This window comes from Nocardia sp. NPDC059177 (assembly GCF_042755165.1).
Lineage (GTDB): Bacteria > Actinomycetota > Actinomycetes > Mycobacteriales > Mycobacteriaceae > Nocardia.
In genome coordinates, this window is sequence record NZ_JBHZBX010000004.1 from 103,566 (window position 1) to 125,905 (window position 22,340).

The following is a 22,340-nucleotide window of genomic DNA, read 5'->3' on the forward strand; positions in this document are numbered from 1 at the left end:
GCCATCATTCGGAACGGGCGCTCACATCGTCCAACGCGGCGGCGATGGCCCGGGGCAACTCCAGAGTTTCCGCGGCCAGTACACCGGTGAGCTGACCGATGTCACGCGCGCCGACGATCATGCTCGCGATACCCGGCCGGTCCCGGATCCAGGCCAGCGCGACGGCCAGCGGGGAGGTGCCGAGGCCGTCGGCGGCGGTGACCAGCGCATCCACCACCCGGACCGCGCGGTCGTCGTCGAGCCTGCGCCGGATCTCGGCGGCGGTGGCCTCGTCGGCGCCGCGCGAATCGGCGGGGACGCCGTCACGGTATTTCCCGGTGAGAATGCCGCCGGCCAGCGGCGCGGAGGCGATGGTGCCGACGCCGTGATGGCGGGCGGCGGGAATCACATCGGTCTCGGTACCGCGGGCGAGCAGCGAATACGGGGTCTGGGCCGCGGTGACCGGGGCGATGGCGGCGAGGCTGGCCAGTTGCCAGGCCGCGAAGCCGCGCACGCCCGCGTAGCGGGTGCGGCCGGTCCGCACGGCGGTGTCGAGGGTGGCCGCGACCTCGTCGAGGGGAGTGTGGGGGTCCCAGGCGGCGATGCTCCAGATGTCGAGATGGTCGGTGCCGAGTTCGAGCAGGGTCCGGTCGAGTTGTTTGAGCAGGGTGCGCCGGGAGGCGTCGACGACGGGCCCGACGGCCGCCGGGGCGGGCACCGTGTCGCCGACCCCGGTTCCGGGTGCGTGCAGGACGATGCCGGCGCAGCCGCTGAGGACGAGGTCGTCCCGGGAGACCAGGTCGCCGAGCAGTTCGGCCAGTATCTGCTGTGCGGCGCCGTCGCCGTAGATCGGGGAGGTGTCGACGAGCGTGCCACCAGCCTCGGTGAACGCCGCCAACTGCACCGCTGCCTCGTCGGCGTCGGTATGTGTCCCCCAGGTATGTGTCGCCAAGCCGATCCGCGACACCCGAAGTCCGCTGCGTCCCACCGTTCGCTGTTCCATCACCGCGCCCGCGTTTTCGTCACGGCGACAAGACTAAGCGCACGGTGCGATGTCACCTGCCGACGACCCGCACTCTCAGCAGATCCCTAGGTGGGCGGGCGGCGACGGGGGACAGCGACGGGTAGGGTCGCTGCGAGGTCGCGGCCGTCGTTGCCGCAGCGCAAGCAAAAGCCCAGGAGGACGCGGTCTTTCGGGCGTGAGGCAGCAGGAGGACGTGGTGGGCGAGTCGATGACCTGGATACAGGCATTGGTACTCGGGTTGGTGCAGGGGCTCACGGAGTTCCTGCCGGTCTCGTCGTCCGGGCATCTGCGGATCGTGTCGGAGGTGTTCTTCGGTTCGGATGCGGGTGCGTCGTTCACCGCGGTGACCCAGCTGGGGACCGAGGCGGCGGTGCTGGTGTATTTCGCCAAGGACATCTGGCGGATCCTCGTCGCCTGGTTCACCACGCTGGGGATGCGGCTGCGGGAGCGGTCGCAGCAGGAGGTGCCGGTGGGTGAGCGGGTCACCACCAGGCTGCCGGTGATGGATCGCAGCGCGCGGGAAGCGCACGAGCGGGATGCGCAGCGTGAGCTGGACTACCGGGTCGGCTGGTATGTGATCATCGCGACGATCCCGATCGGTGTGCTGGGTTTCCTGTTCAAGGACGAGATCCGGACCGGTGCGCGCAATCTGTGGCTGGTGTCGTTCATGCTGGTGGCGTTCGCGCTGGTGATCGCGGCGGGTGAGTATTACGGCAGTAAGTCCCGGCCGATCGAGAAGCTGACCACCCGCGACGGTTTGGTGATGGGTTTCGCGCAGTGTCTGGCGCTGATTCCCGGTGTGTCGCGGTCGGGTGCGACGTCGACGGCCGGTTTGTTCCTGGGTCTGGAGCGGGAGGCGGCGGTGCGTTTCTCGTTCCTGCTGGCGATTCCCGCGGTGACGGCGTCGGGTTTGTTCAGCCTGCCGGATGCGTTCGAACCGGCTGGTGAGGGTCTGAATGCCAGTGGTCCGCAGTTGCTGGTCGCGACGCTTCTGGCCTTCGTGGTCGGCTATGCCTCGGTGGCGTGGTTGCTGAAGTTCGTCGGCAAGCATTCGTTCTACTGGTTCGTGGGTTACCGGATCATTCTGGGCCTGACCGTGATGGGCCTGCTCGCCGCGGGTGTCATCTCGGCGACCTGAGGTGTCGGCGATTCGATGGTTAGGCTGGTCCCATGACGGTGATCCTGCTCCGGCACGGAGTGTCCACGTCGAATGTCGGGCGGACCCTGGCGGGCCGGAGTCCCGGTGTCGAGCTCACCGAGCGCGGGACCGAGCAGGCGGCCGCGGTCGCCGACCGGCTCGCGAGCTTGCCGATCGAACATATCGCCAGTTCGCCGCTGTTGCGCTGTCAGCGCACGGTGGCGCCGCTGGCGGAGAAGCTGGGGCTGGAGCCCGACTGTGACGAGCGTCTGATCGAGGTCGATTACGGTGACTGGACCGGTCGCCCGATCGCGGAGTTGCTGGGCGAGCCGCTGTGGAAGGTCGTGCAGGCGCACGCGTCGGGGGCGGTGTTCCCCGGCGGTGAGGGGCTGGCGCAGGTGCAGCAGCGGGCGGTGGCCGCGATTCGTGACATCGAGCGCACGTTGGCCGAGCGGGCCGGTCGTGACGTGTTGTGGGTGGCGTGCGCGCACGGTGATGTCATCAAGTCGATTCTGGCCGACGCGCTGGGCCTGCATCTGGACGGTTTCCAGCGGATCGCGGTGGAGCCGGCGTCGATCAGTGTGGTGCGGTACGGCTCGATGGGGCCTGCGGTGTGGAAGTTCAACGACACCGGCGCCGATCTGTCCGCGTTGGCCGGGGTGGCGCCGCCGGTGCCCGGCGGCGAGGTGGCGGTGGCCGCGAGCGCGGATAATGGGAATGCCGGGCACCGCGATTCTCCTTAGCGGGAGTGTGTTCGTGAGTGTCGATCAGGGTTTCGTCTCAGGAGGTGCATGTGTCACGCGCAATCCATGTCTTTCGCACCCCCGATCGTTTCGTCGCCGGGACAGTCGGTGAACCGGGCGATCGTTCGTTCTACCTGCAGGCTGTGCAGGAACCGCGCGTGGTCAGCGTGCTGCTGGAGAAGCAGCAGGTGAAGGTACTCGCCGACCGGATGGGTTTGCTGCTGGACGAGGTGGCGCGCCGCTTCGGTGCCGAGGTGCCGCCCGAGGGCGAGGACGTGCGCGATGTGGCGCCGCTGGTGACGCCGATCGATACCGAGTTCCGGGTCGGGACCATGGGTCTGGGCTGGGATGCCGACGCGAACGCGGTGGTGGTGGAGTTGCTGGCGATCACCGAGACCGAGGTCGACGAGTCGGTGGTGCTCGATGACACCGAGGAGGGCCCGGACGCGGTGCGGGTGTTCCTGACGCCGATTCAGGCGCGGGAGTTCGCGTTGCGGTCGACCCGGGTGATCGCGGCGGGTCGTCCGCCGTGCCCGCTGTGTGGGGAGCCGTTGTCGGCGCGGGGGCACATGTGTGTGCGCACCAACGGGTATCGGCGCGGCGAGATCTTCGGTGCGGCCGAACTCGACGAGGAGTGATGCGGTGTCGGCGCTGACCGAGGGTGAGCTGGAGATCGTCGGGCGGGTCGGCGTGGCGAGCAATCTGACGCTGGTGTGTGAGATCGCCGGGCCGGGGCCCGGCGGTGGCCCGTTGCGGGTGGTGTACAAGCCGGTGCGTGGTGAGCGGCCGCTGTGGGATTTCCCGGACGGCACGCTGGCCGGGCGTGAGGTGGCGTCGTATCTGATCTCGGAGCGGTTGGGGTGGGGTGTCATTCCGGAGACGGTGTTGCGCGACGGCCCGTTCGGGTCGGGGATGGTGCAGCGCTGGGTGACCTCGGTGGACAATCGCACCGATGCGCGGCAGCGGCTGGATCTGGTGGATCTGTGTACGCCGGGGACGGTGCCTGCGGGGTTCTGTGAGGTGTTGCGGGCGTTGGACGGTGACGGTCGCGAGGTGTCGCTGATCCATGCCGATGATCCGCGGTTGCAGCGGATGGCGGTGCTGGATCTGTTGCTCAACAATGCCGATCGCAAGGGTGGGCATGCGCTCGAGGGTGTGGACGGTCAGGTCTACGGTGTCGATCACGGTATCTGCCTGCACAGTGAGCCGAAGTTGCGGACGGTGTTGTGGGGGTGGGCGGGTTCGCCGGTGCACGAGTCGCTGATCACCGACATCTCGGTGTTCGCGGCGAATCTGCCGGGGGCGGTGGCGGATTCGCTGGCGCCGCATATCACCGATGCCGAGATCACCGCGTTGATCGAACGGACGAAGTCGTTGCTGGAGCATCCGGTGATGCCGGTCCCGGATTCCGCGCGCCCGATCCCCTGGCCCGCGTTCTGATCGATGCCCCGCCTGCGGGTGGATGACGGTGCTTTATGGGGTCTGTTGCCTGGTCAGGGCCGGTGCTAGTGTGCTCCAAGCACTTTCGTCATCAACGCAAGATCAGAGGAAAAACATGTCGACTCGTTCGATCGTCACCACCTCGGCGGCCGCGCTGCTGCTCACCGGCGCTGTGGCTGCTGCCGCGGCGCCCGCGCAGGCGTTCCCGGCCGGGTGGTGGACGGAGAAGACCTTCGTGTGCAAGGCCACCGACCGTGCCGGTGCGCCGCTGCCGGATGTGACCGTGGAGGCGGCCGATCAGGTGGGTGCGGCGTACTACGCGCTGCCGCAGTTCGGTCCCGAGGTGGACGGCACCAACGTGCAGTGCTACGCCCAGCCCTGATCGGCTGAGCCGAGGTGAGGTGTCGCCGCTCCCGACGCGCGACGACACCTCGCTCCCGGTGCTGTGGGCGTCGGCGCCCCGATTATCAGATCCGGGATAATCACGTTCGATAATTGCGCCTCGCGGAATCGGGGCCGGGTGCCGTGTCGTTCTCGTCCGGCAATCGTTCGCCGAGGCGGGCGCCTACGCGGTGTGGGGATCTGCCCGCAGCGCCGCGACCAGCTGTTCTGCTCGAGCACAACACTTGACGCACGCCGGCGGACACGCTGGTGTCCAGGTAGCGGCCGGCGCCGCGACCCCGCGAGCTACCGCCTGACCCGGCCCGCGGGGCGGGCACTCCGGCGGGGGCTCTACCCTCGAATCATGCAGTCCTGGTCCGATATCGCCCTACCGACCGTCCCCGGAGCAGGGCCGCCGTTGCGGTTGTTCGACACCGCCGACCGCCAGGTCCGCCCGGTCACCCCTGGCGCGACCGCGAAAATGTATGTCTGCGGCATCACCCCGTATGACGCCACCCACCTCGGTCATGCCGCCACCTATCTGACATTCGACCTGGTCAACCGCCTGTGGCGGGATGCGGGCCATGATGTGCACTATGTGCAGAACGTGACCGATGTCGACGATCCGCTCTTCGAGCGCGCGGCCCGTGACGGGGTCGACTGGCGTGAGCTGGGTAACTCCGAGATCGAGCTGTTCCGGGAGGACATGACCGCCTTGCAGGTGCTGCCGCCGCGGCACTACATCGGGGCGATCGAATCGGTCGACGAAGTGGTCGAGCTGGTGCAGAAGCTGCTGACCGCGGGCGCGGCCTACACCGTCGACGACGCCGAGTACCCCGATATCTACTTCCGTACCGACGCCACCGAGCAGTTCGGTTACGAATCCGGCTACGACCGCGCGACCATGGAGACACTGTTCGCCGAACGCGGCGGCGACCCGGACCGGGCGGGTAAACGCGACACCATCGACGCGCTGCTGTGGCGGGCGGCCCGGCCGGGTGAACCGTCCTGGCCTGCCCCGTTCGGGGCCGGTCGGCCCGGCTGGCACATCGAGTGTGCGGCGATCGCGCTCAACCGTATCGGTACCGAGTTCGATGTCCAGGGTGGCGGCTCGGACCTGATCTACCCCCATCACGAGTATTCCGCCGCGCACGCGGAGGCGATCACCGGCGCGCGTCGTTTCGCCCGCCATTATGTGCACTCCGGGCTGATCGGCCTGGACGGTGAGAAGATGTCGAAGTCCAAGGGCAATCTGGTGCTGGTGTCGAAGCTGCGCCGCTCCGGGGTCGATCCGGCGGCGATCCGCGCCGGCCTGTTCGCCGGGCACTACCGGCAGGACCGTATGTGGACCGACGAGGTCCTGGCCACCGCGCAGACCCGGCTGGATCGCTGGCGTGAGGCCACCGCGCTGCCCGCGGGCCCGTCGGCGGCCGAGACCGTCGCGCGGCTGCGCCAGCACCTGGCCGACGACCTGGACACGCCGAAGGCTCTGGACGCGGTCGACAACTGGGCGGGTCAGGCCATCGCTTACGGCGGCACCGACACCGCTGCTCCCGCCCTGGTCCGGACTGCGGTCGACGCGCTGCTGGGTATCGCTCTCTGAGCCCTGCGGTCCGGGTGCGGGCCGCAGGGCATCGATCAGCGGATGCGCGGGTCCTTCAGCGACGTCATCGCTTCCATGAGCGAGGAGTGAACGGCGGTCAACTCCGGTGTCGAGAACGATTCCCAGGACTGCTCGCCCGCGTCCTCGGTGGAGTCTGCCTGCCCCCAACTGTCGTCGCCGGAGCCGTCGGTGGAGGTTTCGTCCCAGGACGCGTTGCCCGGATTGTGCTTGTACACCCACCACAGGTGGCCGAACGGGTCGGCGAAGCGGGAGAGTACGTCGCCCCAGAAATCGGTCGGCTCGGTCACGATCCGCGCACCACGCGCGGCGGCTCGTTCCAGGGTGGCGGCCGGATCGTCGACGTAGACGCGGACGAAGGACGGTGTATACGGCCAGTCCGGTTTGCGGTCGGCGATCGTCAGCGTCGAATCGCCGATCCGCAGTTCGGAATGCAGAATGAGGCCGTCGGTGTCGGCGGTCCGCGCCTCGGGGACCTCGATCGCCCCGAACACCGCGACCAGGAAGCCGAGCAGACCTGCCGCGTCGTCGGTCCAGATGAAGGGGTCGACCGTGGCGGATCCGGCGGGTGCCGGGGGGACGGCGGGAGTGGTGGACATACTGTCTCCTTTCGGTTGGTGCCCTGATATTCGCCGCAGTTGCGGACAGGATGTGGCCGCAACTGTGCCTGGCCTCGGGGTGTGTCGACCAGCACTCGCATCCTCGCGGTCTGCTGCAGAGCCGTCGGCACTGGTCCGGTGCCGACCTCGCCCGCCGGCTCGGTGCCGGTGTCGGCTGATTCGCTCCCCGATCGCGGTGTCGGGTTCTAGATTCGTGCGATGGAAACGATCCGGATCGATACACCGGCGGGTACGCCACTCGATGTCATGATCGCGCGCCCGGCGGGGGCGGGGCCGTGGCCGGGTGTGGTCGTCTTGCACGATGCGCTCGGAGTGAGCGAGGACTTGCGCCGTCAGGTCGAGATCGTCACCGGTGCGGGCTTCATGGTGATCGCGCCGAATCTGTTCACCCGGGGGCGGGTGCGCTGTATCCGGCAGGCGTTCCGGGCGGTCGCGTTCACCGGGACCGGGCCTGCGGTGGCGGAGATCCTGGCCGCCCGCGACCATCTCGCCGCCGACCCGGACTGCACCGGCCGGATCGGGGTGCTCGGTTTCTGTCTGGGTGGCGGATTCGCGCTGCTCACCGCGCCGCGGGGATTCGATGCCGCGGCACCGTTCTACGGCAGCCTCTTCGGCGACTACCAGACCCTGCTCGACGGTGCTTGCCCGGTGGTTGCCAGCTATGGTGGCCGTGATCCCGCACTGTCGAGTGCGCCGGAAAAGCTGACGGCGGCACTGACCGCGGCCGGGGTCGATCACGACATCAAGACCTACCCGGATGTGACGCACGGTTTCGCCAATGTCATGCCCGGTGATCGGGTGTTGCAGCGGATCGGTCTGGGGCATGACGCGGCGGCCACCGAGGACGCGTGGCAGCGGATCTTCGCCTTCTTCGACCGGTACCTGCGCGGCGGCGACTGAGCGTTCGGCCCGATTGCCGAGGGTGTGCGGCACCTATACTGTGGGCCACAGCTCAGCTGACCTGCCGTCGATCGGAGAGCGTCACATGGGGTGCTATCAGCGGATCGTGGTGGGGACCAACGGCTCGGAGTCCGGGCAGACCGCGGTGACGGTGGCCGGTGAGCTCGCCGCGCGGCTAGCGGTCGGGGTCACGGTGGTCAGTGTGTGGAAGGAAGCGACGCTCAAGGCGGGTACCGATGCCGCCTGGGCCCAGCAGGTCACCGCCGAGGCCGCGGCGGTGTTGGCGGCGGCCGGTGTCGGTGCGGTGGAGCGGGTCGAGCTCGACGGTGCGGCGGGGCCGGTGCTGCTGGAGGTGGCGGCGCGGGTGCCGGGGACGTTGCTGGTGATCGGTGGGGGTGGGCTGGGCAGATCCAAGGCGCGGCTGCTCGGTTCGACCGCCAATCATGTGTCCCATCACAGCGATACCGATGTGGTGTTCACCCACAAGGTGCCGAAGCGGTGGACGACGATGGGTTTGACCACCGACGGGTCGGAGAGTTCGCTGACCGCGGTGCGCCGCGGCTACGAGCTCGCGTCGGCGCTGGGTGCGCGTCCGTTCCTGGTGACCGCGGCCAAGACCGAGTCCGAGGGCGCCGACACGCTGGCCGAGGTGGAGGGGCAGGTCGAGCTCGCCGATCCGGAACTGTTCGGGCGTGATGTGCTGACCGGGGTGCCCGCGGCGGAGGCGATCTGCAATGTGGCCTGGAAATACGATCTGGTCGTCATCGGCAATCGCGGGATGAGTGGTCCGGCGCGGCTGCTGGGTTCGGTGGCCAACAAGGTCACCCATGACATCGACACCAATCTGCTGTTGGTCGATACCACGCCCCGGTAGCGAGTTAGCTCCGGTTTAGCGGGGAAGCGGACAACTTGCCTGATCGGGCCTGATCGGTCACCTATGATCAGCTGCACGCGCGTAGTTCGGAACACGACGGAGTGGACGCCGGATGGATGCTGGGATCGTAGCGGCGGGGTTCTTCGGACTGCTGGACTGGGAGCAGGCGACCGGGCTGTCGAAGTTCTGGGTCGACATGATCAGCATTCCGATCTTCAGCGCGATGGCCGGCCTGATCACCAACTGGACCGGGGTGATCATGTTGTTCGCGCCGGTGCGGTTCACCGGGTTCTATGTGCCGGGCCTGAAGACGGTGTTTCCGTTGTTGCCGCGCAAGGTGCAGATTCTGCCCACGTTCGCGCCGGGTGGCATTCTCGGTTTCCAGGGGTTCATTCCGGCGCGGGCGGAGAAGATGGCCAGTTTGATGGTCGACAATGCGGTCGCCAAGATCGGCACTGCCAAGGATTTCTTCGATCAGATGGATCCGCGCAAGATCTCCGCGCAGGTGGCGCGGGTGGCGTTGCCGAATGTGCGGTCGATGGTGGATGAGGTGATGGTCAGCGAGCATCCGAAGCTGTGGGCGGATATGCCGCCGCGGGCGCGGGAGGCGATGTATACGCGGGTGGAGGCCGAGCTGCCGGCGATCACCGATCGCGCGTTCGATTTCATCGGCGCCAATATCGATCAGCTGCTGGATGTGAAGTTGATGGTGGTGGGCTATCTGCGGCGGCGCCCCGAGCTGCTCAAGGATGTCATCTACGGTCTGGGTGCCCCGGAGTTGCGGTTCATGACCCGCAGTGGGGTGCTGGGGTTTCCGTTCGGGGTGGTGGTGGCGTTGTGGTTGTCGCTGCTGCATTACAGCACCCCGCACGGTGATTCGCCGGCGTTGATCTCGTTGCCGGGCTGGCTCTACGACATCCTGCATTTCCTGCCTGCGTGGCTGTGGGTGCTCGTCGGTGGCGCGGTGGTGGGTGTGCTGGTCAATATCATCGCGATCAAGGTGGTGTTCGAGCCCGCGGTGCCGCAGCCGCGGTACCGATATCCGTGGCGGGTGGCGAAATTCGCGAAGCGGCAGTATCAGGCGGCCGCGGATCTGGGGCATGCGATCGGGTATCAGATCGTCACGCTGGATGTGGTCACCGAGCAGCTGTTGGAGGGGCCGAGCGGGGACAAGACGCGGGCGGTGATCGCGCATTTCCTGAAGGCCGAGATCGATAGGGTGCTCGGTCCGTTGCGGTCGGTGACGCGATTGGCGGTGGGGCCCAAGCAGTTCGACGCCATCCAGGCCACCGCGGGGGCGAATCTGGCGACGGAGATGAAGCCGTGGCTGGTCGAGGACGTGGAGTTCTCGCAGACCACCGCGGCCAGTGTGGACCGGTTGGCGACGGAGAAGCTGCGGGAACTGCCGCCGGAGGAGTTCGTCGAAATGCTGTACACCGCCATCGAACAGGACGCGTGGCTGCTCTACGCGCACGGTGGGGCGCTCGGTGTCGTCATCGGGGCGTTGCATCTGCTGGTCTTCGGAGTGTGATCATGGACGAGAACCTGCCCGACCGCAGTCCCGGCCCCGAGCCTCAGGTGCCGACCGATCTGGTCGGGTTGGCGCGCCTGGCCGGTTTGTCGTTGCGCCATATCGTGGGCGCGGTCACCAAGGGCGCATTGCACACCGCGACCGAACTGGCCGAGGACATCCGGGCCGGGGAGCCGATGTCGCAGATCCTCGACGAACGGGTGGAGATGGTGCGCCGGGCCGCGTTGAGCGCGCTGGGCCTGACCCCGACCGCCGCCGGTGTCTACGGTCCGCCCGAACCGGTCGCCGAGGATCTCAAGGCGATGGGTGACGCGATGATCACCGAGGGCTGGGATTCGGCGCAGCAGCCGCGTGATCTGCATCCGTCGTTCGTGCCGATCCTGCACGACCTGACACCCGACGAGGCCCGTATTCTGCGGTTCCTCGCGGTGGCCGGTCCGCAACCGGCGATCGATATCCGCACCAAGACACCGTTCGGGATCGGTTCGCAGCGCCTCGCCGACGGCATCACGATGATCGCCTACATGGCCGGGTGCGCGATTCCCGAACGTGACCACCATTATCTGGGCAATCTGAGCCGGTTGGGGCTGGTCCGGTTCTCCACCGAACCGGTCGCCGATTTCCGTCGTTACGCGTTCCTGGAGGCGCAACCGGCCGCGCAGGCCGCCTACAAGTCGGTGAAGATGCACGCGATCAGTTCCTATCGCAGCATCTATCTGTCGGTGTTCGGTAAGCAGTTCTGTGAGGCGTGTTTCGTGCTCGACGACTACACCGGGGGCGGTTGGGCCAGCGATGATCGCGGTGACATCTACCTGGGCAAGGGCCCCCGGTTGCCGTGAGTCAGTCCTTGCCGCGCAGCGCGTCGAGGACTGCGGCGTACATGACGGATTTGATCGCGGTCATGGTCTGGGGGTCCTTGGCGCCGATCGGGGCGAGCATGCCGAGCGCGGTGTCGAGGACGTCGGCGGCGGTGGCGGTGGTGTCGACGAGGTCGTACGCGGCGGCGTCGGCGCCACCGAATCGGCGGCCGGTGGTCATGGCCGCGACGGCGGTCCTGGGCGGCACCTTGGCCTGGATGAGCGCGGCCATGCCGTTGGTGAACGGGATGCGGATGTCGGCTTCGGGGAAGCAGAAGTAGCCGCGGTCGGCGCGCATGACCCGGTAGTCGTGGGCCATGGCGAGCATGGCGCCCGCGCCGAAGGCGTGGCCGTTGAGGGCCGCGGCGGTGGGCATGGGCAGCGTCAGGACCCGCCCGAACAGGGTGTGCACGCCTTCGACGTATTCGGTGGCGTGGTCGGGGTTGGCCGAGAGCCAGTCCAGGTCCAGGCCGTTGGAGTAGAACTTGCCGGTCGCGGTGGTGACCAGGGCCGCGGCGCCGTCGGCGACGACGGTGTCGAGGTGGGTGTGGACTTCGGTGAGGAAATCGGGGGAGAAGCGGTTCTCGCCGTCGCCGAGGTCGAGGACGGCGACGGTGTCGTGGTGGCGCAGAGTGGGCAAGGTGGTGCCTTTCAGTGGGGGCCGAGTTCGAGGACGGCACGGACGGCGGCGCGCAGGTGGGTGCGGGCCAGGGGATCGGTGAGGCGGTCGCGGCGCAGCAGCAGCGCGGTGGGCAGGTCGACCAGGCAGGCGGTGACGGTGGCGACACCGCGCCGGTCCGCGCGGCCCCACAGGGCGCGTGCGAGGCGGGTCAGCACCGACAGCAGCGCCTTGTCGGTGGCGGCGATCTCGCGGGCCAGCTCCGGGGGCAGGTCGCCGGTGAGCAGGTCGGTGCGGTCGACGAGCAGCAGCAGGCGCGCGGAGTCGGGGTGGTGTTCGGCGAGGCGGGCCGGGGTGTCGGCGGCGTCGACGACGGCGGCGATGCGGGTGTCGGGGTCGGTGGCGGTGAGCGCGGCGGTCACCGCGCTCGATTGCAGGGCCAGGAAGCGGTGCGCGGCGCGTAACCAGGTGCGGGCCAGTACTTCCCGCCGGGAGCCGAAGCTGTGGTAGAGCGCGCCGTTGGAGATGCCGGTGGCGGTGGCGACCGCGCGGACGGTGACCGCGGCCGGACCGGAACGGGCGGCGAGGTTTTCGGCGGCGTCCAGCACGGCCTGTGGGTCGTGGGTGCGCGGTCTCGGCATGAACAAAAGTTTACAGAGCGATTGCTCTGTTATTCCATCCGGATCCACTTCACAGCGCTCTGTGCACGGATTTCGTTCCCGCGCTTGCTATTTCACAACGTTCAGCGCCGCGCCCGGCACAGCATGGACTTCGTTACGGGCGCGCGGGGCATCGATACGATGGGGTACTGTTCGCATTCTTCGACCCTGCCCGCAACGAACAGAACGGCATCGCGATGTCCCGAGTGGTCACCAAGGAGCAGTACTTCGACACCGCGGTGGCGGTGCTCGCCGAGTTCGGCTTCAAAGGACTCAACATCGGGGTGTTGTGCCGTCGCCTCGGCGTCACCAGCGGCTCGTTCTACCACCACTTCGGTTCCTGGCAGGGCTTCGTCGACACACTGCTCGAGCACTGGGAGAACCGCCAGATGATCGAGCTACGCACCATCGAGGTCGGCCACGGCGACCCCGACGCCGACGTGCGCGCCATGTCGGCGCTGGCCAGCGGGCTCGAACACGGCGCCGAAGCCGCGCTGCGGGCGTGGGCGGCCAACGACGAATCGGTGCACGTCACCGTCAAACGCGTCGACGAGTCCCGCCGCCGCACCGTGTTCCGCGTCATCGACGGCGTCGTCGGCGACGAAGCCACCGCCACGGTGGTCACCGAACTCGGCATGGCCATGATCATCGGCTACCAGCAGCTCGCCGCCACCGGCGAACCCACCGAACTCGACGAACTGCTGGCCGAATACGCGCGCCTGATCTACTCGCACCGCCCGGCCTAGACTCCGCGCCGGCTCAGCCGAGCAGCTCGTCCACATAGCACCAGCGCCACACTTCGCCCGGCTCGATACTGCGCATCACCGGATGCCCGCTCGCGTGATGGTGGGCGCTGGCGTGATTGCCCACCGACGACTCGCAGCAGCCGATGGTGCCGCACGCCGTGCACAACCGCAGATGCACCCACGTCGACCCCTCGGCCACGCACTGCGCGCACACCAGCGCACCGTCGGGTTCACGCAGCAGCGGCGCCTGCCGCAGATGCTCGCAGCCGTCGGGGGCGGCCGCACCGGCCAGCGGTTCGAGACGCTGATCGTCGTCGGCCTCGTCGAAACGGTCGATCATCGACTCCTCGAGATCCAGGCGCGCCAGCACATGCTGCAGTACCTCGTAGTCGACCGTGCCCGCGTCGCGCACCGCCAGCACGGTGTCGCGTTCGGCGGCCAGCATGGCCAGCCGCAGCCGCCGGTATTCCGCGGTGGGCGTGGCCAATTCGGCCTCGGGGCGCCCCAGCCGTTCCCAGGCGGCGTTGGTCCGCCAGATCAGCCGCTGGCGCAGCGACTCGATCACCGGCTCGGGGGTGTCGGGCCCGATCCGGCGATCCAGTTCGGCCAGCCCGGCACCGGCGGCCTGCTGCAGCAGATCGGCTTTGGCCAGCGCGTCCTCGGCGCGGGTCGGGCCGCGCAGCTTCAGCAGCCGCACCAGCCACGGCAGCGAGGTGCCCTGCACCAGCAGAGTGCCACCGACCACCACCAGCGCCAGCAGTTCCAATACCGGCAACTGCGGGGTGGACTCGGGCAGCAGCAGCACCGCGGCCAGGGTCACCACCCCGCGCATACCCGCCCACGACACCACCGCGGCATGACTCAACGGTTCGCGCGACCGCCCGAACAGCCGCGCAACCAGCACCGGCGTGAACACCCAGATCGGGCGGGCCACCATCACCGCCGCCAGTACCGCCACCGCCGTGACCAGCAGCGTCGAGTGGTCCAGGCCGCTGTGCCAGGCGCCCTCGACGATCCAGCGCACCTGCAGGCCGATGATCAGGAACACCGCGCTCTCCAGGATGAACTGGATGGTGCGCCAGTTGGTGGTCTCGGCGACCCGTGAGGCCGCGCCCTGCCAGCGTTGCGCGCCGTGACCCAGGATCATCCCGCAGGTCACCACGGCGATCACCCCGGAGGCATGGAAGTGTTCGGCCGGCAGATACGCCACGAACGGTGCCAGCAGGGAGGCGGTGGTGTCGAGCACCGGATCGTTGATCCGTTTGCGCACCGCCACCAGCAGTGCCGCCACCACCGCGCCGATCAGCGCGCCACCGACGGCGGCGATCAGGAAGTCCTCGCCGATCTGCCACACGGTGACCGCGCCGGCCATCGCCGCGATCGCGCTGCGCAACGACACCAGCGCGGTCGCGTCGTTGAACAGCGACTCGTCCTCGAGCACGGTGACGATGCTGCGTGGCATGCCGGTGCGCCGCGCGACCGTGGTGGCGGCCACCGCGTCCGGGGGTGCCACCACCGCGCCGAGGGCGACCGCGGCGGCGAAGGGCACCGGCAGCAGCCACCACACCACCAGCGCCACGGTGAAGGTGCTGAACAGCACCAGCCCCACCGACAGCGAGGCGATGGTGCGCAGATTGTCCTTGAAGTCGACCAGTGAGGTGCGCAGCGCCGCGGTGTAGAGCAGTGGCGGCAGCAGGCCGAGCAGCACCACCTCCGGTTCCAGATGCACCTGCGGCACCATCGGCAGATAGGACGCCGCGACCCCGGCCAGGGTCAGCACCAGCGGTTCGGATATCCCGGCGCGGCGGGCCAGTGCCGCGAGCGCGGTCGCCGAACCGATGAGTACCACCAAGCCGATCGCGATATGCACCCCGGCATTCTCGCACCCGGACCAGGGTTCGGTCCGGGTGCGCTGATCACCCGGCCTGCTCGTCGACGGCCAGGTGGTCGGTCGCGCCCCACACCCGCAGCGTCAGTCGCGAGCCCTCGCGCCGCCACTGCGAGACCGAGGCGTTGGGTACCGGTTCGAGCGAATCAGGGACCGGCGCGCCCAGTCCGTCGAGGATGTAGCGCAGCGCGAGCACCACCGCGTCGTGGGCGACCAGCAGGACTTGTTCGCCGGCGGCGACGGTGTCGAGTTCGTCGAGGAAGCCGCGCACCCGCAGCGCGACATCGGCCAGGGATTCCCCGCCCGGGGGCCGGTAGACCCAGTTGCCGATCTGTTCGCGGCGGGCGGCTTCCTCGGGGGAGCGGCGCCGGATCGCCCGGTAGGGGTGGAGTTCGAAGATGCCCATCTCGCGGTCGCGCAGGCGTTCGTCGACCAGGGTGCGGATCGGGCGCAGGTGCCGGTTGCGGGTGGCGGCGGCCTCGGCCATCAACGCCCAGGTGAGCCGGGTACGCAGGTAGGGCGAGCAGACCACCAGGGTGGGTCGCTGGATCGAGGCAAGTCCGGCCAGCCAGCCGCCCAGGCAGTGCGCCTGCCATTCGCCGTAGCTGGTCAGTTCCACTTCGGCGTCGGTGCCGCGCATCGGGCGCGTTTCGGTGGCGGGGTCGGCGAACCAGGCGTTGGCGCGGCTCTGCGCGTGGCGTATCGCCCACAGGCCGCCGAGTGCGCGGGGGACGAGGAGTCCCTCGGGCGCTGGTATCCAGCCTCTGCGGTGATCGGCTGTCATCGGTTGTCCTCGCTGTCCTGTCGTGCCCGGACGCGCTGGGAATACCGGCTCCGTTGCCGATGTTGCACCCACAGATTTGAACGCTTGTCCAGATGTGTTCGGCGGGACACCGCCGGTCGAATGCCGCCAGGAGGCCCGCGTGACAACCAGAGTAGAGATCTGGACCGACATCAACTGCCCCTTCTGCTACCTGGGCAAGGCCCGCTTCGACCAGGCACTGGCCGGCTTCGAACATCGCGCCGAGGTCGAGGTCGTGCACCGCTCCTTCGAACTGGACCCCGGCCTGCCCGCCGACGCCTCCGGCCCGGTCATCGCGCACATCGCCGCCAAGTACGGCATCAGCGTCGAACAGGCCGCCGCCAACGAACGCGGCATCGCCGCCCAGGCCGCCCAGCTCGGCTTGCCCTATCAGACCAGCGGCCGCGACTTCGGCAACAGCTTCGACATGCACCGGCTGCTGCACTTCGCCCACGAACAGGGCAACCAGGACCGCCTCGTCGACGCCCTCTACGCCGCCAACTTCGCCGAACCGGCCCCGATCTTCGCCGACACCGAACGCCTCGTCGCGGTCGCGGTGGCAGCCGGGCTCGACGAAACCGCCGTCCGCGCGGTCCTCGACGACCCGAACGCCTACGCCGATGCCGTGCGCCAGGACGAACGCGCCGCCAGCCAGCTCGGCGCGACCGGTGTCCCGTTCTTCGTCTTCGACGACAAGTACGCCGTCTCCGGCGCCCAGCCGACCGAGGTGTTCACCCAGGCATTGACCACCGCCTGGAACGACCGCCCCGCCCCGGTCGTCCTCGCCGCCGACGAGGACACCTGCGGACCCGACGGCTGCGCGATCTGACCGGCGCCACGCGGGGTCGTTGACGCGCCACCACCGCGCTGCCACGATCGAGAGGTTCGGTCTGTCCCGAGTCATCGTCGACGTGAGGGCCCACCATGAAGGCAGTCCAGTATCGAACCCCCGGCAGCGCACCGGAAGTCGTCACCGTCCCCGACCCGGAACCCGGTCCCGGACAGATCCTGCTGAAAGTGGCCGCCGCCGGTGTCTGCCACTCCGACATCGCGGTGATGAGCATGCCCGCCGAGCAGCTGCGGTTCCCGCTGCCGCTGACCCTGGGCCACGAAGGCGCGGGCACGGTCGCCGCGCTCGGCGCCGGTGTCGAGGGCATCGAGGTCGGGGAGATGATGGCGGTCTACGGGCCGTGGGGCTGCGGGCTGTGCCGCAAATGCACGCAGGGCCAGGAGAACTACTGTCTGCGCGCCGCCGAACTCGGCATCTTCCCGCCCGGGCTCGGTGCGCCCGGCGCGATGGCCGAATACATGATCGTCGACGACCTGCGCCACCTGGTACCGATGCGCGGGCTCGACCCGGTGCAGAACGTCTCGCTCACCGACGCCGGCCTGACCCCGTACCACGCGATCAGCCTGTCACTGCCCAAACTCGTGCCCGGGTCGACCACCGTGGTCATCGGCGCGGGCGGCCTGGGCCATGTCGCCATCCAGCTGCTGCGCGCCCTGACCGCGACCCGGGTCATCGCCCTGGACGTCTCCGCGGATCGCCTCGATCTGGCCCGCCGCGTCGGCGCCCACGAGACCGTCCTGTCCGACGAGCACGCCGCCGACCGGATCAGAACCCTCACCGGCGGCGAAGGCGCCCAGGTGATCCTCGATTTCGTCGGCGCCCCACCGACCACCGCGACCGCGGCCGCCGCGGCAGGCATCGACGCCGATATCACCGTCGTCGGGCTCGGCGGCGGCACCGTCGCGGTCGGGTTCGCGACACTGCCGTTCCAGACCACGGTCACCGCACCGTATTGGGGCAGCCGCACCGAACTCGTCGAAGTGCTCGAACTCGCCCATCACGGCGCCGTCGACGTGCACGTGGAGACCTTCGGCATCGATGAGGCGCCGCTGGCCTACCAGCGCCTGCACGCGGGGGAGATCACCGGTCGCGCGGTCATCCTGCCGCACGGGTGAACGCGGGTCCGATACGGTGGACAGCGCTAGCACCCCGTTGTCTGCTGGAGGCGTCTTGCGCATCATCGTCCCGATCCTGTTCGTGCTGGCCGCTTTCCTCGGCGCCACCGCACCCGCGCAGGCCGCCCCGGCCATCGACGACGCCTCCGCGCGCACCATCGACGACCTGCTCGCCATCCGGGCCCAGGCCGGTGACATCAGCCGCGCCGAACTGATCGAACGGCTCTCCGCGCGGCTGCTCGGCACCCCCTACGGCGAGAACATGCTCATCGGCTCGGCCAGCGAACCCGAACAGCTCGTCGTGGATCTGCGCCGCGTGGACTGCTTCACCTATCTCGACTACATCGACGCCGCCTCCCGCTCGGCCGACCGCGACCAGTTCCTCACCAACCTGACCGCGACCCGCTACATCGACAGCCGCGTCGAATTCGCCCAGCGCAAACACTTCTTCACCGACTGGGCCACCCGCCCCCGGATCGCGGCCACCGACATCACCGCGAGCCTGAGTCCCGCCGCGGTCACCACCACCAAACATCTCAACGCCAAACCCGACGGCAGCACCTACCTGCCCGGCGTCCCGGTCGTGGATCGCGCCGTCACCCACATCCCCGCAGCCGCTGTCGATCCGGCGGTCATCGCCGGCCTGCGCACCGGTGACTATCTCGGCGCCTACAGCCCCGAGCCCGGCCTCGACGTCACCCACGTCGGGATCGTCGTGGCGACCCCCACCGGCACGATGTTCCGCAACGCGTCCTCACTGGCCGAGTACCGCGTCATCGACACGCCACTGGCCGACTACGTCGCCACCACCCCCGGCATCGTGGTGTTACGTCCCACGCCCTGATCCCGGGGCCGCACGCGGACTGGGCCGAGACCACCCACGCCCGGTCCTAGGCGAACCCGCCCCGGCATGCGACGATCACGCAGGTGACCAGCACGGACAAACCCCAGCACCTGCGTGATCTCGCACTGCTGCGACGCGTGCGCGACCGCATCGACCGCGAATACGCCCAACCCCTCGACGTCGAAGCACTCGCCCGCGGCGTGCACATGTCCGCCGGGCACCTCAGCCGCAAATTCCGCGCCGCCTACGGCGAATCGCCCTACTCGTATCTGATGACCCGCCGCATCGAACGCGCGATGGCGCTGCTGCGGCGCGGCGATCTCACTGTCACCGAGGTGTGTTTCGAGGTCGGCTCGTCCTCACTGGGCACCTTCAGCACCCGGTTCACCGAACTGGTCGGGGTACCGCCCAGCATCTACAAACAGCAGGCCGCCGCCACCGAGGGGATGCCGTCGTGCGTGGTCAAGAAGGTGACCAGACCGATCAGGAATCGAGAAGCGACCGCACCGACCGATCATTAGCGTGGTCGCCATGACCATCACCATTCACCAGAGCTACCTGCCCCACGACGACGCCGACGCCGCCCTGGCCTTCTACCGCGACAAGCTCGGTTTCGAAGTCCGCAACGACGTCGGCTACAACGGCCTGCGCTGGCTCACCGTCGGCCCGCCCGGCCAGCCCGACACCTCGATCGTGCTGACCCCACCCGCCATCGACCCCGGCCTCACCGACGACGAGCGCCGCGTCATCACCGAGATGATGGCCAAAGGAACCTACGCCGGAGTCAACCTCGCCACCGACGACCTCGACGGACTCTTCGCCACCCTGCAGGCCGACGACATCGAAGTCGTGCAGGAACCCACCGACCAGCCCTACGGCATCCGTGACTGCGCCTTCCGGGACCCCGCGGGCAACCTGATCCGCATCCAGCAACTCCGATAGGTTGTCGGACCCCGCCGATACGATTCCCACCGCGACGCCGACCACCTTCGAGGGAGACCCATGAACACGGCCAGCCCAACCGGTACCACCCGCACCGTCGAACCGGCCGACAGCCACGACCTGATCCGCGTCCACGGCGCCCGCGTGAACAACCTGCGCGACATCAGCGTCGAAATCCCCAAACGCCGACTCACCGTGTTCACCGGCGTCTCCGGCTCAGGCAAGAGTTCGCTGGTGTTCGGCACCATCGCCGCGGAATCCCAGCGCCTCATCAACGAAACCTACAGCGCCTTCGTGCAGGGCTTCATGCCCAGCCAGTCCCGTCCCGACGTCGACGTCCTCGACGGGCTCACCACCGCCATCCTGGTCGACCAGTCGCGTCTCGGTGCCGACCCACGCTCCACGGTCGGCACCGTCACCGACGCCAACGCCATGCTGCGCATCCTGTTCAGCCGCCTCGGCGACCCACACATCGGCTCCTCGCAGGCGTTCTCGTTCAATGTCGCCTCGATCAGCGGATCCGGCGCGGTCGCGGTCGAGAAACACGGCGTCACGGTCAAGGAACGGCGCAGCTTCTCCATCACCGGCGGCATGTGCCCGACCTGCGAAGGCAAAGGCACCGTCAACGACATCGACCTCACCCAGCTCTACGACGACAGCAAATCCCTCGACGAGGGCCCGTTCACCATCCCCGGATACAGCATGGACGGCTGGATGGGCCGCATCTACAAGGGCAGCGGCTTCTTCGACCCCGCCAAGCCGATCAAGAAATACACCAAGAAACAGCTCGCCGACCTCCTCTACAAGGAACCGACCAAGATCAAGGTCGACGGCATCAACCTCACCTACGAGGGCCTGATCCCCAAGATCCGCAAATCCATGCTGTCCAAGGACCTCGACGCGCTGCAACCGCACGTGCGCGCCTTCGTCGAACGCGCCGTCACCTTCGGCACCTGCCCCGACTGCGCGGGCACCCGCCTCAGCGCCGAAGCCCGCTCCTCCACGATCGAGGGCATCAGCATCGCCGACGCCTGCGCCATGCAGATCACCGACCTCGCCGAATGGGTCAAGGGCATCGACGACCCGTCGGTGGCGCCGCTGCTGGAATCACTGCGCCAGACCCTGGACTCCTTCGTCGAGATCGGCCTGGGCTACCTGTCGCTGTCGCGCCCCTCGGGCACCCTGTCCGGCGGTGAAGCCCAGCGCGTCAAGATGATCCGGCACCTGGGCTCCTCGCTCACCGACGTCACCTACGTCTTCGACGAACCCACCGCCGGACTGCACCCGCACGACATCCAGCGCATGAACGACCTGCTGCTGCGGCTGCGCGACAAGGGCAACACCGTGCTCGTCGTCGAACACAAACCCGAGACCATCGTCATCGCCGACCACATCGTCGACCTCGGCCCCGCCGCCGGCTCCAAGGGCGGCACCATCTGCTTCGAAGGCACCGTCGAGGGCCTGCGGGCCAGCGACACCGTCACCGGCCGCCACTTCGACGACCGCGCCGCCGTCAAAGACACCGTCCGGAAAGCGAACAGCGCCATGCGGATCCGCGGCGCCACCGCCAACAACCTGCGCAAGGTCGACGTCGACATCCCCCTCGGCGTCCTGGTCGCCATCACCGGTGTCGCCGGATCCGGCAAGAGCTCACTCGTGCACGGCTCCATCCCCCGCGACGAAGGCGTCATCTCCATCGACCAGGCCCCCATCAAGGGCTCCCGGCGCAGCAACCCCGCCACCTACACCGGCCTGCTCGACCACATCCGCAAAGCCTTCGCCAAAGCCACCGGCGCCAAACCCGCCCTGTTCAGCGCCAACTCCGAAGGCGCCTGCCCCAACTGCAACGGCGCCGGCGTCGTCTACACCGACCTGGCGATGATGGCCGGGGTCTCCACGGTGTGTGAAGTGTGCGAGGGCAAACGTTTCCAGGCCGAGGTGCTCGAACTGATGTTCGCGGGCAAGAACATCAGCGACGTGCTCGCCATGCCCGTCGACGAAGCCCGCGAATTCTTCGGCGACGGCGACGCCCGCACCCCCGCCGCCCACAAGATCCTCACCCACCTCACCGAGGTCGGCCTCGGCTACCTCACCATCGGCCAGCCACTGACCACCCTGTCCGGCGGTGAACGCCAGCGCCTCAAACTGGCCACCCACATGTCCGACAAGGGCGGGGTCTACATCCTCGACGAACCCACCACCGGCCTGCACCTGGCCGACGTCGAACAACTCCTCGGCCTGCTGGACCGCCTCGTCGACGCAGGCAAATCCGTCATCGTCGTCGAACACCACCAGGCAGTCATGGCCCACGCCGACTGGATCATCGACCTGGGCCCCGGCGCGGGCCACGACGGCGGCACCATCGTCTTCGAAGGCACCCCCGCCGACCTCGTCGCCGCCCGCTCCACCCTCACCGGCGAACACCTCGCCGACTACGTCGGGGCATGAAATCACCGTCCTCCCTCGGGATTCATCACTGGGGGAGGACGGTCGGGCGCGGCCCGCAGCGGCGATCTCGATCCGGTAGTGCAGGATCCCCAGTCCCGGAACATGATTCAGCCCACAGGATTGACTCGCTTATCGTGTGCAGCCGATGATTGTGGTGGACCTCGGGCGGCAACCCGCCCCCGAATCTCTGACCCGTCCGGATCGGGACAGGGAACACGGGGCAGGTGCCGACCCACACGTCGAATCGATCTACCCCACCGAACCGAGCATCGCGGGCATCCGAACGTGTCATCGGCGAAATCTCACCTCGCCGCGCCCT

General features: G+C 68.5%; 23 protein-coding genes. 17 read left to right on the forward strand and 6 right to left on the reverse strand.

Going from position 1 to position 22,340, the window contains the following annotated elements; all coding sequences use genetic code 11:
- Nucleotides 1–4: 4 nt before the first annotated feature.
- Nucleotides 5–982, reverse strand: coding sequence for an aldo/keto reductase (locus ACFXK0_RS06875; protein WP_379408899.1), 978 nt, complete (start codon nt 980–982; stop codon nt 5–7).
- A 217-nt stretch (nt 983–1,199) separates the two neighbouring features.
- On the opposite strand from ACFXK0_RS06875, the gene ACFXK0_RS06880 reads away from it, so the two are divergent.
- The 6 genes from ACFXK0_RS06880 (at nt 1,200) to mshC (ending at nt 6,308) form a co-directional block, all read left to right on the forward strand.
- The gene (locus tag ACFXK0_RS06880) at nt 1,200–2,141 is read left to right on the forward strand and encodes an undecaprenyl-diphosphate phosphatase (RefSeq protein ID WP_379409178.1); all 942 of its coding nucleotides are present in this window, start codon (nt 1,200–1,202) and stop codon (nt 2,139–2,141) included.
- Nucleotides 2,142–2,173: 32 nt separating this feature from the next.
- On the forward strand, nt 2,174–2,884 hold the full coding sequence (locus ACFXK0_RS06885; protein ID WP_379408900.1) for a histidine phosphatase family protein: 711 nt from the start codon (nt 2,174–2,176) through the stop codon (nt 2,882–2,884).
- A 50-nt stretch (nt 2,885–2,934) separates the two neighbouring features.
- Complete coding sequence (locus ACFXK0_RS06890; RefSeq protein WP_379408901.1) at nt 2,935–3,522, forward strand: DUF3090 domain-containing protein; 588 nt, start codon at nt 2,935–2,937, stop codon at nt 3,520–3,522.
- A 4-nt stretch (nt 3,523–3,526) separates the two neighbouring features.
- The gene (locus ACFXK0_RS06895) at nt 3,527–4,324 is read left to right on the forward strand and encodes an SCO1664 family protein (RefSeq protein WP_379408902.1); all 798 of its coding nucleotides are present in this window, start codon (nt 3,527–3,529) and stop codon (nt 4,322–4,324) included.
- 115 nt (nt 4,325–4,439) lie between these two features.
- Nucleotides 4,440–4,706, forward strand: a complete 267-nt coding sequence (locus ACFXK0_RS06900; RefSeq protein WP_379408903.1) for a hypothetical protein — start codon at nt 4,440–4,442, stop codon at nt 4,704–4,706.
- A 363-nt stretch (nt 4,707–5,069) separates the two neighbouring features.
- Complete coding sequence (gene mshC, locus ACFXK0_RS06905; RefSeq protein ID WP_379408904.1) at nt 5,070–6,308, forward strand: cysteine--1-D-myo-inosityl 2-amino-2-deoxy-alpha-D-glucopyranoside ligase; 1,239 nt, start codon at nt 5,070–5,072, stop codon at nt 6,306–6,308.
- A gap of 35 nt (nt 6,309–6,343) precedes the next feature.
- Here mshC and ACFXK0_RS06910 read toward each other — a convergent pair whose 3' ends face one another.
- Entirely contained in the window at nt 6,344–6,925 is a 582-nt protein-coding gene (locus ACFXK0_RS06910; RefSeq protein ID WP_379408905.1) for a VOC family protein, read from the reverse strand.
- Nucleotides 6,926–7,144: 219 nt separating this feature from the next.
- Here ACFXK0_RS06910 and ACFXK0_RS06915 point away from each other — a divergent pair, with 219 nt between their 5' ends.
- The 4 genes from ACFXK0_RS06915 (at nt 7,145) to ACFXK0_RS06930 (ending at nt 11,090) form a co-directional block, all read left to right on the forward strand.
- A complete protein-coding gene (locus ACFXK0_RS06915) occupies nt 7,145–7,846 on the forward strand; it encodes a dienelactone hydrolase family protein (RefSeq protein ID WP_379408906.1) in 702 nt (233 codons plus the stop codon).
- A gap of 85 nt (nt 7,847–7,931) precedes the next feature.
- Nucleotides 7,932–8,720 carry a universal stress protein gene (locus ACFXK0_RS06920; protein ID WP_379408907.1) on the forward strand — a complete coding sequence of 263 codons (789 nt, stop codon included), beginning with the start codon at nt 7,932–7,934 and terminating at the stop codon, nt 8,718–8,720.
- Nucleotides 8,721–8,832: 112 nt separating this feature from the next.
- Nucleotides 8,833–10,251, forward strand: a complete 1,419-nt coding sequence (locus tag ACFXK0_RS06925; RefSeq protein ID WP_379408908.1) for a hypothetical protein — start codon at nt 8,833–8,835, stop codon at nt 10,249–10,251.
- Nucleotides 10,252–10,253: 2 nt separating this feature from the next.
- On the forward strand, nt 10,254–11,090 hold the full coding sequence (locus ACFXK0_RS06930) for an Abi-alpha family protein (RefSeq protein ID WP_379408909.1): 837 nt from the start codon (nt 10,254–10,256) through the stop codon (nt 11,088–11,090).
- Between the two features lies 1 nt (nt 11,091).
- On the opposite strand, the gene ACFXK0_RS06935 is transcribed toward ACFXK0_RS06930, so the two are convergent.
- Both ACFXK0_RS06935 and ACFXK0_RS06940 read right to left on the reverse strand, forming a co-directional pair.
- Nucleotides 11,092–11,748, reverse strand: coding sequence for an enoyl-CoA hydratase-related protein (locus tag ACFXK0_RS06935; protein WP_379408910.1), 657 nt, complete (start codon nt 11,746–11,748; stop codon nt 11,092–11,094).
- 11 nt (nt 11,749–11,759) lie between these two features.
- Nucleotides 11,760–12,368, reverse strand: a complete 609-nt coding sequence (locus ACFXK0_RS06940) for a TetR/AcrR family transcriptional regulator (protein WP_379408911.1) — start codon at nt 12,366–12,368, stop codon at nt 11,760–11,762.
- Nucleotides 12,369–12,583: 215 nt separating this feature from the next.
- On the opposite strand from ACFXK0_RS06940, the gene ACFXK0_RS06945 reads away from it, so the two are divergent.
- Nucleotides 12,584–13,132: a TetR/AcrR family transcriptional regulator gene (locus tag ACFXK0_RS06945; RefSeq protein WP_379408912.1), complete on the forward strand. Its 549-nt coding sequence runs from the start codon at nt 12,584–12,586 to the stop codon at nt 13,130–13,132.
- Between the two features lie 13 nt (nt 13,133–13,145).
- Here ACFXK0_RS06945 and ACFXK0_RS06950 read toward each other — a convergent pair whose 3' ends face one another.
- The gene (locus ACFXK0_RS06950) at nt 13,146–15,002 is read right to left on the reverse strand and encodes a Na+/H+ antiporter (protein ID WP_379408913.1); all 1,857 of its coding nucleotides are present in this window, start codon (nt 15,000–15,002) and stop codon (nt 13,146–13,148) included.
- Between the two features lie 46 nt (nt 15,003–15,048).
- On the reverse strand, nt 15,049–15,804 hold the full coding sequence (locus ACFXK0_RS06955; protein WP_379408914.1) for a histidine phosphatase family protein: 756 nt from the start codon (nt 15,802–15,804) through the stop codon (nt 15,049–15,051).
- A gap of 139 nt (nt 15,805–15,943) precedes the next feature.
- On the opposite strand from ACFXK0_RS06955, the gene ACFXK0_RS06960 reads away from it, so the two are divergent.
- The 6 genes from ACFXK0_RS06960 (at nt 15,944) to ACFXK0_RS06985 (ending at nt 22,021) form a co-directional block, all read left to right on the forward strand.
- Nucleotides 15,944–16,651 carry a DsbA family oxidoreductase gene (locus tag ACFXK0_RS06960; RefSeq protein ID WP_379408915.1) on the forward strand — a complete coding sequence of 236 codons (708 nt, stop codon included), beginning with the start codon at nt 15,944–15,946 and terminating at the stop codon, nt 16,649–16,651.
- 95 nt (nt 16,652–16,746) lie between these two features.
- A complete protein-coding gene (locus ACFXK0_RS06965; RefSeq protein WP_379408916.1) occupies nt 16,747–17,787 on the forward strand; it encodes an NAD(P)-dependent alcohol dehydrogenase in 1,041 nt (346 codons plus the stop codon).
- A 55-nt stretch (nt 17,788–17,842) separates the two neighbouring features.
- A complete protein-coding gene (locus tag ACFXK0_RS06970) occupies nt 17,843–18,631 on the forward strand; it encodes an N-acetylmuramoyl-L-alanine amidase-like domain-containing protein (protein WP_379408917.1) in 789 nt (262 codons plus the stop codon).
- An 83-nt stretch (nt 18,632–18,714) separates the two neighbouring features.
- A complete protein-coding gene (locus tag ACFXK0_RS06975; RefSeq protein ID WP_379408918.1) occupies nt 18,715–19,152 on the forward strand; it encodes a helix-turn-helix transcriptional regulator in 438 nt (145 codons plus the stop codon).
- A 10-nt stretch (nt 19,153–19,162) separates the two neighbouring features.
- Complete coding sequence (locus ACFXK0_RS06980; RefSeq protein WP_379408920.1) at nt 19,163–19,573, forward strand: VOC family protein; 411 nt, start codon at nt 19,163–19,165, stop codon at nt 19,571–19,573.
- Nucleotides 19,574–19,633: 60 nt separating this feature from the next.
- Nucleotides 19,634–22,021: an ATP-binding cassette domain-containing protein gene (locus ACFXK0_RS06985; RefSeq protein ID WP_379408921.1), complete on the forward strand. Its 2,388-nt coding sequence runs from the start codon at nt 19,634–19,636 to the stop codon at nt 22,019–22,021.
- Nucleotides 22,022–22,340: the final 319 nt, after the last annotated feature.